This window comes from Flavobacterium sp. GNP011, assembly GCF_056428925.1.
This window is the reverse complement of sequence record NZ_JBWJVJ010000006.1, coordinates 140,472-152,585: the sequence shown is the minus strand read 5'-3', so window position 1 is coordinate 152,585 and position 12,114 is coordinate 140,472. Positions and strand designations below refer to the sequence as shown.

The 12,114-nt window shown below is 35.7% G+C and carries 11 protein-coding genes; 4 read left to right on the top strand and 7 right to left on the bottom strand.

Annotation, left to right across the window (positions count from 1 at the left end; genetic code table 11):
- The first annotated feature begins 158 nt into the window (after positions 1-158).
- Positions 159-1,802: a hypothetical protein gene (locus AC061E_RS07830; protein ID WP_478285729.1), complete on the top strand. Its 1,644-nt coding sequence runs from the start codon at positions 159-161 to the stop codon at positions 1,800-1,802.
- Between the two features lie 58 nt (positions 1,803-1,860).
- Here AC061E_RS07830 and AC061E_RS07825 read toward each other — a convergent pair whose 3' ends face one another.
- Both AC061E_RS07825 and AC061E_RS07820 read right to left on the bottom strand, forming a co-directional pair.
- On the bottom strand, positions 1,861-2,190 hold the full coding sequence (locus AC061E_RS07825) for a DUF6370 family protein (protein WP_478285728.1): 330 nt from the start codon (positions 2,188-2,190) through the stop codon (positions 1,861-1,863).
- Positions 2,191-2,226: 36 nt separating this feature from the next.
- Positions 2,227-2,589: a DUF983 domain-containing protein gene (locus AC061E_RS07820; RefSeq protein WP_086453673.1), complete on the bottom strand. Its 363-nt coding sequence runs from the start codon at positions 2,587-2,589 to the stop codon at positions 2,227-2,229.
- A gap of 91 nt (positions 2,590-2,680) precedes the next feature.
- Here AC061E_RS07820 and AC061E_RS07815 point away from each other — a divergent pair, with 91 nt between their 5' ends.
- Entirely contained in the window at positions 2,681-3,544 is an 864-nt protein-coding gene (locus tag AC061E_RS07815) for an AraC family transcriptional regulator (protein WP_478285727.1), read from the top strand.
- Between the two features lie 106 nt (positions 3,545-3,650).
- On the opposite strand, the gene purT is transcribed toward AC061E_RS07815, so the two are convergent.
- The 5 genes from purT to AC061E_RS07790 form a co-directional block, all read right to left on the bottom strand.
- Positions 3,651-4,811 carry a formate-dependent phosphoribosylglycinamide formyltransferase gene (gene purT, locus AC061E_RS07810; RefSeq protein ID WP_478285726.1) on the bottom strand — a complete coding sequence of 387 codons (1,161 nt, stop codon included), beginning with the start codon at positions 4,809-4,811 and terminating at the stop codon, positions 3,651-3,653.
- 351 nt (positions 4,812-5,162) lie between these two features.
- Entirely contained in the window at positions 5,163-7,031 is a 1,869-nt protein-coding gene (locus AC061E_RS07805) for a peptidase U32 family protein (protein ID WP_478285725.1), read from the bottom strand.
- Positions 7,032-7,294: 263 nt separating this feature from the next.
- Positions 7,295-7,753, bottom strand: a complete 459-nt coding sequence (locus AC061E_RS07800) for a ferritin-like domain-containing protein (RefSeq protein ID WP_478285724.1) — start codon at positions 7,751-7,753, stop codon at positions 7,295-7,297.
- A 221-nt stretch (positions 7,754-7,974) separates the two neighbouring features.
- Positions 7,975-9,159 (bottom strand): pyridoxal phosphate-dependent aminotransferase, encoded by a 1,185-nt coding sequence (locus AC061E_RS07795; protein ID WP_478285723.1) that lies wholly within the window; start codon positions 9,157-9,159, stop codon positions 7,975-7,977.
- 52 nt (positions 9,160-9,211) lie between these two features.
- Complete coding sequence (locus AC061E_RS07790; RefSeq protein WP_478285773.1) at positions 9,212-10,309, bottom strand: fatty acid desaturase family protein; 1,098 nt, start codon at positions 10,307-10,309, stop codon at positions 9,212-9,214.
- Positions 10,310-10,414: 105 nt separating this feature from the next.
- On the opposite strand from AC061E_RS07790, the gene rsmG reads away from it, so the two are divergent.
- The gene (rsmG, locus tag AC061E_RS07785) at positions 10,415-11,044 is read left to right on the top strand and encodes a 16S rRNA (guanine(527)-N(7))-methyltransferase RsmG (protein WP_478285722.1); all 630 of its coding nucleotides are present in this window, start codon (positions 10,415-10,417) and stop codon (positions 11,042-11,044) included.
- Between the two features lie 4 nt (positions 11,045-11,048).
- Positions 11,049-12,005, top strand: coding sequence for an alpha/beta hydrolase (locus tag AC061E_RS07780; protein WP_478285721.1), 957 nt, complete (start codon positions 11,049-11,051; stop codon positions 12,003-12,005).
- Positions 12,006-12,114 lie beyond the last annotated feature (109 nt).

Below are 12,114 nucleotides of genomic sequence, written 5' to 3'. Positions count from 1 at the left end.
TTAAAGATTGAAAATTACTAGGGATTGAAAATGTATTTCAATCAGCTTGCAAAAATACTATTTTTTTACAAGCAACAATAGTTTCCTTTTTTTCGGAATAGTACTGTAACGCTTTTTGATGTACGAAGACTAATTCGGTACACAAATAACTTTTCAAAATGAAAAAGACATTTACTTTTATTTTTTTATTGATTTTAGGGTTTTTATTATTTTATAATAATTTACCTGTTCTCAATTACGGTTTTCCGGGTTTTGCTTTTATTTTGTTGATTCTAGCCGTTTTCGCCTTGCTGTTTTCGACGGGATTTGCTGTTTCAGGTTCCAATAATCAGTTGAAAGTGGTCTCGAGACCCCCTCGTTTTTTGGTGTATGCTTTTGTGGTTGTTTTAGGTTATTGTACGGTTTTGCCATTTGTAACTAGTTTGAAAATGTTTCGCTCTGACTCGTACCAAAAGTTACTTGGTAGGGTCAAAAACGGCGACAAAATAACCACTCACATCGCTCCAATTGCAATTGACAAAATTCGTGTTGTTGATGAACAATTGGCACACCTGCTGGGAGAAAAAATATTAGGTTCGCAACCAGCTCTAGGTAGCCAGGTAGAATTAGGTGATTTTTGTATTCAAAAAGTAAATAATAGTTTGTATTGGGTTGCGCCTTTGTTACACTCTGGTTTTTTTAAATGGTTCAATAATCAAGAAGGAACAGCAGGATATGTTATGGTTTCAGCAACCAATGAGCGTGATGTAAAACTGGTACAAAACGTAGCGGGTAAAGCAATTAAAATTAAGTACCAGCAAGGAGCTTTTTTTCAAAGTAATATTCACAGGCATATTTATTTTAACGGAAATGCCACAGTAGGTTTGACTGATTTTAGTTTTGAAATTGATGATGCTGGAAATCCGTTTTGGATTGTAACTAAATATGCTAAAAAAATAGGTTTTTCAGGTAAAGAAGCCATTGGTGTAGCTGTTGTCAATGCACAAACTGGAGCTATTGTAGAATACTCTATTGATAAAACACCAAAATGGGTAGATAGAATTCAGCCTTTAGAATTTATCGAAGATCAATTGAATGATTGGGGCGAATACGTGCATGGATATTGGAATTTTTCGAACGCGAATAAACTTCAAATTACCGAAGGTTTGACATTAGTTTACGGAAACGATAACAAATCATACTGGTATACGGGTTTGACATCAGTAGGTAAGGACGAATCTGCTGTGGGTTTTGTATTGGTGGATACCAGAACCAAAGAAACTACTTTTTACAAACAAGGAGGCGCAACTGAATTTGCTGCCCAAAGTTCGGCTCAGGGTAAAGTTCAAGAAAAAGGATATGTAGCATCTTTGCCTATTCCGTATAACATTAATAACATTCCAACGTATGTGATGACTTTGAAAGATAAAGGGGGATTAGTTAAAATGTTTGCTATGGTGGCCATTTCAGATTATACGATTGTAGGTGTTGGAAATACCATGCGTGAAACGCTGACTTCGTTTAAAAATGTCTACAATATGGCAGACAATAAAATTAATCCCAACAGTGCTGCGACTCAAAAATCAGTACAATCTATTGTGACGCGCATTCAAAATGATGTAAAAAACGGAAATAGCTTTTACTATTTCAAAGTTAAAGATTATCCTAATATTTTTGTAGGCTCATCGCAAATATCCAATCAACTGCCTGTGACCATGGTGGGCGATAGTGTGATGATTTCTTTTGATGTCGATTTAGAAGAAGTGATTGATGTGGCAACATTCGCCAATAAAACTTTGAAGACAAGTTCAAAAGCAAAATAGATAGAATAGTTTAAGATAAAAACACCCCAAAAAGTTCACGACTCTTTGGGGTATTTTTTTAGGATTTCTTTTTTTCTTTTGGCAAAAGGGTAAAGGAAGTTGCCTTGAAACGATTGTTGACGACTTCGCCTTGTACAGATGCCTTTCTAATGGCAGAACAAAAGCCATCTTTGGCATGCGCATCACCGTGAGAATCAATGGAACTGCCGTCAACAAAATAGGATTTTCCGTCTATGCGAACGGCTAAATCACATCCGTGACCCGTCATTCCAAATTGGCATTGACCACAAGAAGCTTCCACAATTTTAGCTTTTTGGTTTTCTTTTTTATCCTGAGCACTGGCTAGCGTAGCTATAATTAGAAGTGCTAAACAAAGCATTTTTTTCATGAAAATAAGTTTATAAAAAACAAAGATACCTATTTTTTACATCGAATAGTTTTTGAACATGTAAATCCATAACAGTCGCGACAAACGAATATTGAACGAAGCTAAGGCGATTATCACAAAGGCAATAATGGGTATGATTCTCAAATCAAATCTTTCCTGAAAGAAAAACTGAGCAATTCCATAAGTGGCTATACTTTGCGCCACTGTTAGACCATAATTGACATACATAGCTCCAAAAAAATAGCCAGGTTCTTTCTCGAACTTGTAATGACAATGCGAACAGTATTCGTTCATTTTAGGGAAACCAAAAGTAAAAAAGATACTTTTTTCATTAAAAACCTTACCTTTTTGACACTGAGGACAATCATTATTTAGGATATGAGCGATAGCGTGTGACATGATATTTATTTTTATCAAAGGTATTTCTTATTGCTATGCGTAGTGTTTTCTATCTTCGCTACTTCTAGGACAATAAAGACATTTATAAATTATGGCTAAGTATCCCATTTACAATATTCAGCGGTTTAATTGCAATGCAGTCAATAGTAGTTTGTATATCAATACCTTTAAAAATCATTTAATTACGCACAGTTTTGTTGAGGAGCCCCACCGTCATAACTCTTATGTTTTAGTGTTTTTTACACAAGGCTCGGGGACGCATGAGATTGATTTTGATGTTTTTGATATTCAGCCAGGAAGCATGTTTTTTATGCAACCTGGACAAATTCACCATTGGCATTTATCCGAAGATGTTGAAGGATATGTTGTTTTTTACTCGCAGGAATTTTACAATCTTTACTTTGGACAAAAGGACATTTCGGACTATCCTTTTTATTCTGCTGTGGATAATAAACCCGAGCTTGTTTTGCAAACTACCGAAACACTTGCTGTTGTGCCCTATTTTGAAAGACTTATCGAGGAGTCACAGTCTCATCAGCCTTGGCAAAAGGATTTCATTTTGAATCTTTTGGACTGCATTCATATTCAAATTGCGCGTAAGTATGAAAGATCGAATTTGCATCAAGCAAATGCTTATAATGTGAAAATTAAAGCTTTTGAAACCGAATTAGAAAAGCATTACAAAACAGAAAAAGCGGCCTCTTTTTATGCAGCCCAGCTTCACATAACGCTGAAACATTTAAATAGAATTTGCAACGAAAGACTCCAAAAAACCACCACCGAAGTGATCACGGACAGAGTTATACTTGAAGCCAAACGCATGTTGTTTGACAAAGATTTTACGGTAAACGAAATCGCTTTACGTTTAGGATATGAAGATTATTCGTATTTTACCCGATTGTTCAAGAAACAGACTGGATTGACACCAACGAACTTCCGCAATTTTAAAAAGTAATGAGAAATTAGTTTTGGTTTTATAAGATGCTTTTAAAGTCGGGCGCACCCGAGATCAACTGTTGCTTCTCGAAAGCGCCCGATTTGAAAATATTACCGAAAGTAAATTACGGATGAACGGTAATTAAACTAGCCGCTTTTTTCGCTTTTTCTACAACAATATCAACTGGGATTTCAAGACTATCATTTACTAAAGCTACTCCCATACGTCTATAAGGTCTTGAAGTGGGTTTGCCAAAAATTCTAAAATCAGTTTTGGGTAAAGCAGCAATCTTTTCTATTCCTGTAAAACTAGGGCTTTCAGAGTTTTCAGATGCCAAAATAACGGCACTAGCACCCACTTTTTCTAGAGTGATTTCAAAAATAGGCAAACTCAAAATGGCACGTAAATGCAATTCGAATTCGTTAAAGTTTTGCGTTCCCGCCAAAGTTACCATTCCTGTATCATGTGGTCTTGGCGATAATTCTGAGAAATAAACACCATCATCAGCCAAGAAAAATTCGACTCCAAAAAGTCCTGCGCCTCCCAAAGCTTCGGTAACTTTCTCGGCCATATCTTGGGCTTCGTACAAGTCTTTGTCGGATATCAGGGCAGGTTGCCAGCTTTCTTGATAATCGCCACGTTCTTGTCTATGACCAATTGGAGCACAAAAAAGCGTAGGATTATTATTTTGCGTGACGGTCAATAATGTAATCTCCGAATTGAATTTGACAAAAGCTTCAACTATTACTTCTATCACATCGCCTCTTGAACCTTCAACAGCGTATTGCCAAGCTTTTTCGATGTCAGATTCCGTTTTGATGGTCGATTGTCCTTTTCCAGACGAAGACATCAATGGTTTTACCACGCATGGCATTCCAACTTCCGCTACTGCTTTTGTTAATTCTTCGGCGGTGGTGGCGTATCGATAGTTGGCAGTTTTTAATCCAAGATCTTTGGCGGCCAAATCACGAATGGCTTTACGGTTCATCGTAAAGTTGGCTGCTTTTGCGGATGGCACTACAGTTATACCTTGTTTTTCGTAATCATAAAAACGTTCGGTGCGAATGGCTTCTATTTCGGGAACGATAAAATCGGGTTGGTGTTTGGCAACGATACGGTCTAATGCCTCTCCGTCAAGCATATTAATGACTTCAAAACCGTGCGCAACTTGCATAGCAGGGGCATTTTCATAACTGTCTACTGCAATTACAATTTGCCCAATGCGTTGTGCAGCGATTACAAATTCTTTACCTAATTCACCTGAGCCGAGGAGTAGTATTTTCATTTTGAAGTTTTGTGTTGTTGGGAAATAATGAAGTAGTAAAGTAACTAAAAATGTTTTTAACCGCAAAGTTCGCGAGGATTTACGCGAAGATCGCAAAGCTTTGTGTTGAATTAAAAAGGGTCAATAAAGGCTTCAGTGTGAAAGCTCTTTGAGCTTTGTGTCAGTTTAGATTCCTTTTGGGTTAAGTTTTAATCGCGAGTTAAGTAACTAAAAATGTTTTTAACCGCAAAGTCCGCGAGGATTTACGAGAAGATCGCAAAGCTTTGTGTTGAATTAAAAAAGGTTCGCAAAGACTTTATGAAAAAATCTTTGCGAACCTTGCGTAAGCTTTGTACCCTTTGCGGTTAAGATCTAATGAAAGTGATCTTCTTCAATTTCGAATTCAGCATCTTTTTCCCAAATCTCCATTTCGCAGGGTTTACAATTGAATTTGAGTTTGTATTCTAATTCGCCTTGTTTTAATACCAAAGGTTCTTTTACCTTCTTGTCCATATTTTCACGATGGTATTTTGGGCAACGTTCTAATTCGTATTTGATGCAATATTTGGTGGTCATTACACGTGATTTTCCAGGATCCCATTGCAATTCAAAGGCTTTTTCGATTTCGGTAACGCCGTGACGCTCGTAGAATTTACGGGCTAGTTTGTTTGAAACATTGTACATAAAATCCAATTTGGTCTCTGGATAAGGATGCGATGTTTTAACCAATTGGTGTTCCTCAACTTTGTAATTAGCCAAACGAATTTCCGATAGCTGTTCGAAAACCGTTCTTCGCATTTCGTTGATTTTTGATATTGGTAGGAACCAATTTTCAGAAAATGTAATTGTAATTTCATCAGCCGTGTATGGCGTGAAACCTGTTTTGGCCAAGTTGATTTTGAAGTTTTCTTCAATCGACTCATTGTTTTTGGTTCTTTCTTTTGGATGCGCCAATTGAACCGTGCTCACATTACCATCTTCGTCAGTAGCAGCTAGCTCAAACCCATTTTCAGTTTCGGTTAGGTGCAAAGTGGTACTTATTTTACGAACCGCACTGTCTTCTCGTTCTACAATTTTGATAAAAGCTGCGTCGTTGTTACGGTATATAAAAGTGCCTTCTTTTAGTTCTTTTAATACATTTGGGTAAGCCAAGCCGTTTTCGACTTTATTTACATAAATTCCGTCAGCCTCGTTGTTCTCATTGATGTAACACAAACCATCGCCGTTGTGGAGTAATTCGCCGTTTTCTATTTCGTAAGCGTTACCCACAGTACGAATTAGTTTCCCGATGTATTGCCCTTTTGATTTTGGACTTTCCCATGAACCGATAGATTGGTGTCTTTCGTTTACAAAATAATCGGTGTATCCACGATTGAAACTTTTGTTCAAAGCAGAGTCAAAAGTAAAAGTACATTTTCCAGAAGAAGCTTTGGTGTAGTTTTCATTCCCTTCCAAGAAAGCATCTAATTTTTGACGTAAATAAGAAACATTATTTTTTACATAAACGATATCTTTTAAACGCCCTTCGATTTTAAAGGACATCACGCCGGCTTCTACAAGATTTGGAATTTGATCCGAAACATCAAAATCTTTAATCGAAAGTAAGTGACTGTTTTTGATTAAGGTCTCGCCATTCCCATCGATTAAGTTGTACGGCAAACGGCAGTTTTGTGCGCAGGAACCACGATTGGCAGAGCGTTCGCCATTGGCCACACTCATATAACAGTTTCCGCTGAACGCTACACAAAGCGCACCAGTTACAAAAAATTCTAATTCAACATCAGCCGTATCTGCGATTTCTTTGATTTGGTGTAGGTTCAATTCACGAGCCAAAACGATGCGTTTCATTCCAGCATCTTTCAAGAATTTAATCTTATGAGGATCACGGTTGTTGGCTTGAGTACTCGCGTGTAGCACAATAGGAGGCAAGTCCATTTCCATGATGGCCATATCTTGCACAATTAAAGCATCAACTTTAATATCATACAATTGCCAAATCATCTGACGGCAAGTTTCTAGCTCGTTATCATACAAGATCGTATTGATTACCACAAAAACTTGTGCATTAAAAAGGTGCGCATACTCTACCAAAGCAGCCACATCTTCGATAGAGTTGGTGGCATTAGAACGGGCTCCAAATTGTGGTGCACCAATATAAACGGCATCAGCCCCACTATTGATAGCTGCCATACCATGAATTAAATCTTTGGCAGGTGCTAGAATTTCTATTTTTTTCTTCATCGATTTGATGATAAATTAGTTGTTTTTTAACACTTTAGTCTTTTTGGTGGTTCCAAAAAAAAAGTGAGCAAAGGTCTAATAAATTATTCAAGATTTCTAATGAATAGATGATTTTTTAGAAATAAAAGAAGTGGTCCATTCGGATTTAAATTGTCCTACTACAAAAGAGCTATTTTAGAATAGCATATGAAATTTTTGATACTAAATAAAAAACCACTTTGCGATAGAACAAAGTGGTTTTAACATCGAAATGTGAATGGTGCCTAGTGCACTTTTTTGGCTTTAATTTCAGTCAAGGTGTGTTGAATGCTTTTTAATTGCTTAACAATTATGTCAATTTGTGTAGCTTCAAGATTATTTTCTTCTAACACTTTTTGGTATCTCATAACTGCAGCTTCATCTCCTGTGATGCAAGCATTTAATATTGCCTCTGAGTCACCTGCTGTTAGAGATGATTTAATATCAATCCAAGTACGATGTAAGGTTCCTAAAAGTCCACCGCCAGCTGTATCAGTAGATTTTCCAAGTTTGTTGATTTCATCTTGCATGGCTACAATAAAGAGGTCGCGTTCTCGTGCATAGCCTAGTAAATCGGTTTTTACATCATGATTATCTACATGTTCTGCTGCATTTGTGTAGCCTAGCTTTCCGTCTTCTAGAATCGAAATAAGTCCTTCAAATGTATCGATGGCTTCTTTTCTGGTTTCATCTGTGTGTGTCATAGCAAATATTTTTTGTTAATAATTGCTTCAAAGTTGGCGCTATTGACTTGGTAAATTGTTACAGAATTAAAGCTAATGTTTGTGACTTTTTTGTTATCGAAATCGACTCTATTACTTTTGATTTACAGTGGTTTAAGATTGCTTCATTGCTTCGAAGTATAAAAAAATGCCCCAAGAAATAAATCTTGAGGCATTGTATTTTAAATATTTCAATACTAGTTTTAGGCGACTGCTTCTTTAATGCGACGCAATGCTTCTTTTAATAATTCTTCGCTAGTAGCGTAAGAGAAACGAATGCAGTTTGGATTCCCAAAGGCGTCACCAGTTACAGTAGCTACATTAGCTTCGCTTAAAAGGTACATAGAAAAATCATTGGCATCTTTGATGAAAGTTCCTTTAAGTGTTTTTCCAAAGAACGATGAAACGTCTGGGAATACATAAAAAGCACCATCAGGAACGTTGATTTTGATTCCTGGAATGTCTCTTAGTAATCCTACAACTAAATCTCTACGGCTGTGGAATGCATCTACCATGTGTTTTAAAACACTCGGGTCAGCATCAACAGCAGTAATTGTAGCGCGTTGTGCTATAGAATTGGCTCCTGAGGTTACTTGTCCTTGGATTTTTGTACACGCTTTTGCAATGAATTCTGGAGCACCAATGTATCCAATTCTCCAACCTGTCATGGCAAAAGCTTTGGCTACACCATTTACAGTGATTGTTCTTTCTAGCATTCCTGGGATGGATGCAATGCTGCAAAAAGTCCCTGAAAAATTGATGTGTTCGTAAATTTCATCTGCAACTACATATACGTGAGGGTATTTTTCTAATACGGCAGCAAGCGCTGTTAATTCTTCACGGCTGTAAACCGATCCTGATGGGTTACATGGTGAGGAGAACCACATCATTTTAGTTTTTGGTGTAATAGCTGCTTCTAGTTGTGCCGGTGTTATTTTGAAATCTGTTTCTACAGATGTTGGAACTTCAACAGGAACACCTCCTGATAATTTTACAATTTCGAAATACGATACCCAATACGGTGCTGGCAAAATTACTTCGTCACCATCATTCAGCATTACTTGAGCAATGTTGTATAACGATTGTTTCGCTCCGGTAGAAACCACAATTTGTGTGGGTTTATAGTCTAAATTATTATCTCTTTTAAACTTTCGGCAAATGGCTTCTTTCAGTTCAAGGTAACCTTCAACAGGAGAATAGGTGCTGTAATTTTCATCAATAGCGCGTTTTGCTGCTTCTTTGATAAAATCAGGCGTATTAAAATCAGGTTCGCCTAGGCTTAAACTGATGATGTCTTTGCCTTGTGCTTTTAATTCTCTGGCTAAAGCTGCCATGGCTAAGGTTTGTGAAGTAGATAAATTATTTATTCTATCGGATAATGGATTCATTGGTATGAAGTTGTAGTTAGTTTAATATATTGTTAGCCAATAAAGGCTTTTTTTAGGCGGTTAAAGCTGGATTTTGTCCTAAATCTTTTAAATGTTTGAAATGAGCAATCACGGCACTTCTCATTGTTTTGTACTCGTAATAAGGTAGGTTGCATTCTGCAGCAGTTTCTTTTACAATTTTTGCAATTTTACCATAATGTACGTGGCTTATATTTGGGAAAATATGGTGCTCAATTTGGTGGTTTAATCCTCCAGTGTACCAGTTTACAATTGCGTTTTTGGGTGCAAAATTAGTAGTGGTAAACAATTGATGAATAGCCCAAGTATTGTCCATTTCGCCTAATTCGTTTGGTGTAGGGTTTGTAGTTTCTTCCACCACATGAGCTAGTTGGAATACAACACTTAATATCAAACCAGCAGTGTAATGCATCACAAAAAATCCTATCAGTACTTTCCACCAAGTGATTCCAATTACGATTGGTAATGCAATCCAAATAGCAACATAAATAACTTTAGTAATTATTAGCGTTGTCCAAAGTATTTTTGGACTTTTAGCTTCTCCGTAAGATAATTTTCTTTTCAAGTAATTACGCATTTGCTTAAAATCGGTTGTAATTGCCCAATTGAAAGTCAATAAACCATACAAGAAAATAGAGTAATATTGTTGAAAACGGTGAAAGTTGTACCACTTGGCTTCTTTGGTAAAACGAATAACACGACCAGCATCTAAATCTTCATCATGTCCCGGAATATTGGTGTAGGTATGGTGCAAAACATTGTGTTGAACTTGCCAGTTGTACACATTACCGGCTAGTACGTATATTGTTCCGCCCATGAATTTGTTAACCCATGATTTGTTTGAATACGACCCGTGATTTCCATCATGCATCACATTCATTCCAACACCTGCCATACCAATTCCCATGACGATTGTCAATAATAAGTGTGCCCAAAATGGCATGCCAAGGGTTAGAATTAAAAAGTAAGGTGCTAGAAAAACAGAAAATAAAATAATCGTTTTCAGGTATAATTGCCAGTTGCCTGTTTTTTGAATGTTGTTCTCTTTGAAGTAGTTGTTAACCCGAGAGTTAAGTGTTCTAAAAAATTTTAGGCTATCTTGCTTAGCAAAAGTAGGGGCATTGTTATTCATATAATGAGGATAAGGTTCAAAGGTAATTATTAAAAATTTTTTGGTATACAAATTTGAGATAAATATTTTAACCATAAAGTATTACTTTTGTTAAAAAAATAATAGATGGACGAGATTCTAAAGTATTTTCCTAATTTAAGTGATCTTCAGAAGGAACAGTTCGAAAAGCTCGATTTTTTATACCACGAATGGAACGAAAAAATCAATGTGATTTCGAGAAAAGATATTGATTCTTTATATACCAAACATATTTTACATTCACTTGGAATTGCTAAAATAATGAAATTTGAACCTGGAACGTACGTTTTAGATGTGGGAACGGGTGGTGGATTTCCAGGAATTCCATTGGCGATTCTTTTTCCGGAAACTAGATTTTATTTGATTGATGTTATTGCCAAGAAAATAAAAGTGGTTCAGGCTGTTGCCGAAGGTTTGGAATTGAAAAATGTAAAAGCAGAGCAAATGCGCGCTGAGAATGTAAAAGGTGATTTTGATTTTATCGTGAGTCGCGCGGTAACCAATATGCCTGATTTTGTGTCTTGGGTAAAAACCAAAATCAAAAAGAACAACAAACACGAATTGAAAAACGGAATCCTCTACCTAAAAGGAGGCGACTTAACCGAAGAATTAAAAGATTTCCCTAAAGCTACTGAGTACAACTTAGCAGATTATTTTGAAGATGAATTTTTTGAAACTAAAAAAGTGGTGCACTTGCCGTTGAAGTTTCAATCATAGTCGTTTGGTTGAAATTTTAAAATATAGATTTCCTTTTAAAATTATGAGGCAAATATTATTGATTTTATTTTTTACGGTTGTAAATTCAATAAGTGCGCAGAATATTTATATGCAACATTTCGGTGATTCTAAAAATCCGCCAGTAATATTTATTCACGGAGGTCCTAGTGGGAATTCTAATTTATTTGAAGCTACAACTGCACAAAAATTAGCAGAAAAAGGTTTTTACGTTATTGTTTATGACAGGCGAGGAGAGGGTCGTTCAAAAGATGTGAATGCGACTATGACATTCAATGAAAGTTTTGAAGATTTACAAGAAATTTACAAAATTTATCGAATCGATAAAGCAAATCTTCTTGCTCATAGTTTCGGGGGTATTGTTGCAACATTGTTTGCCAACAAATTCCCAGAAAAGGTGAAAAGCTTAATTTTAGTTGATGGTTTATTTTCTCAACAAAAAACCTATGATCATATACTGAGAGAAGCAAAAAAGCAGTTTAAAAATGATTCTTTAAAAATAAATCAAATTAGTAGTACCAAAAAACTTAGAAAAAATTCAGCTTTTTATAGAAAACAATGTTTTGAAATTGCAGATAAATTGCATTTTTTCAATATGCCAAGTCCAACTTTTGAAAGTGAGAAGTTAAGATCTGATTATGCAGAAACATATATTTACAAAACAAGTCATAGGAATTTAGAATCACCTATAAAGTTTTACAAAAATGAAATGAAAAACAATTTAAATACAATACCAATTTTAAAAAACATAATTAAGATTGGTATTCCTATAAAAGCATTTTATGGCAAGAATGATGGAATTTTTTCAGATAAACAATTGTCAACTTTGAAAACGGTTGTTGGTAAGGATAATTTTGAAATTATAGATAATTGTTCTCATTATTCTTTTGTAGACCAGCAAATAGCTTTTCTAAATTTTGCAAATCAAGTATTGTCTAAATAGATTTTTGCCGCTACATATTTAATATAAAATATTCAAAAAAGCCGAATCTAAAACTTTAGATTCGGCTTTTTGGTATTTGCTAAAGTACTTTAAGGACTTTTGACTTTTT

What these genes read in the sequence shown, in the direction of transcription:
- AC061E_RS07805 (WP_478285725.1), bottom strand. Translation starts at nt 7,031, where the DNA reads ATGAAGAAAAAAATAGAAATTCTAGCACCTGCCAAAGATTTAATTCAT.
- purT (WP_478285726.1), bottom strand. Translation starts at nt 4,811, where the DNA reads ATGAAAATACTACTCCTCGGCTCAGGTGAATTAGGTAAAGAATTTGTA.
- AC061E_RS07800 (WP_478285724.1), bottom strand. Translation starts at nt 7,753, where the DNA reads ATGACACACACAGATGAAACCAGAAAAGAAGCCATCGATACATTTGAA.
- AC061E_RS07815 (WP_478285727.1), top strand. Translation starts at nt 2,681, where the DNA reads ATGGCTAAGTATCCCATTTACAATATTCAGCGGTTTAATTGCAATGCA.
- AC061E_RS07820 (WP_086453673.1), bottom strand. Translation starts at nt 2,589, where the DNA reads ATGTCACACGCTATCGCTCATATCCTAAATAATGATTGTCCTCAGTGT.
- AC061E_RS07790 (WP_478285773.1), bottom strand. Translation starts at nt 10,309, where the DNA reads ATGAATAACAATGCCCCTACTTTTGCTAAGCAAGATAGCCTAAAATTT.
- AC061E_RS07795 (WP_478285723.1), bottom strand. Translation starts at nt 9,159, where the DNA reads ATGAATCCATTATCCGATAGAATAAATAATTTATCTACTTCACAAACC.
- rsmG (WP_478285722.1), top strand. Translation starts at nt 10,415, where the DNA reads ATGGACGAGATTCTAAAGTATTTTCCTAATTTAAGTGATCTTCAGAAG.
- AC061E_RS07825 (WP_478285728.1), bottom strand. Translation starts at nt 2,190, where the DNA reads ATGAAAAAAATGCTTTGTTTAGCACTTCTAATTATAGCTACGCTAGCC.
- AC061E_RS07830 (WP_478285729.1), top strand. Translation starts at nt 159, where the DNA reads ATGAAAAAGACATTTACTTTTATTTTTTTATTGATTTTAGGGTTTTTA.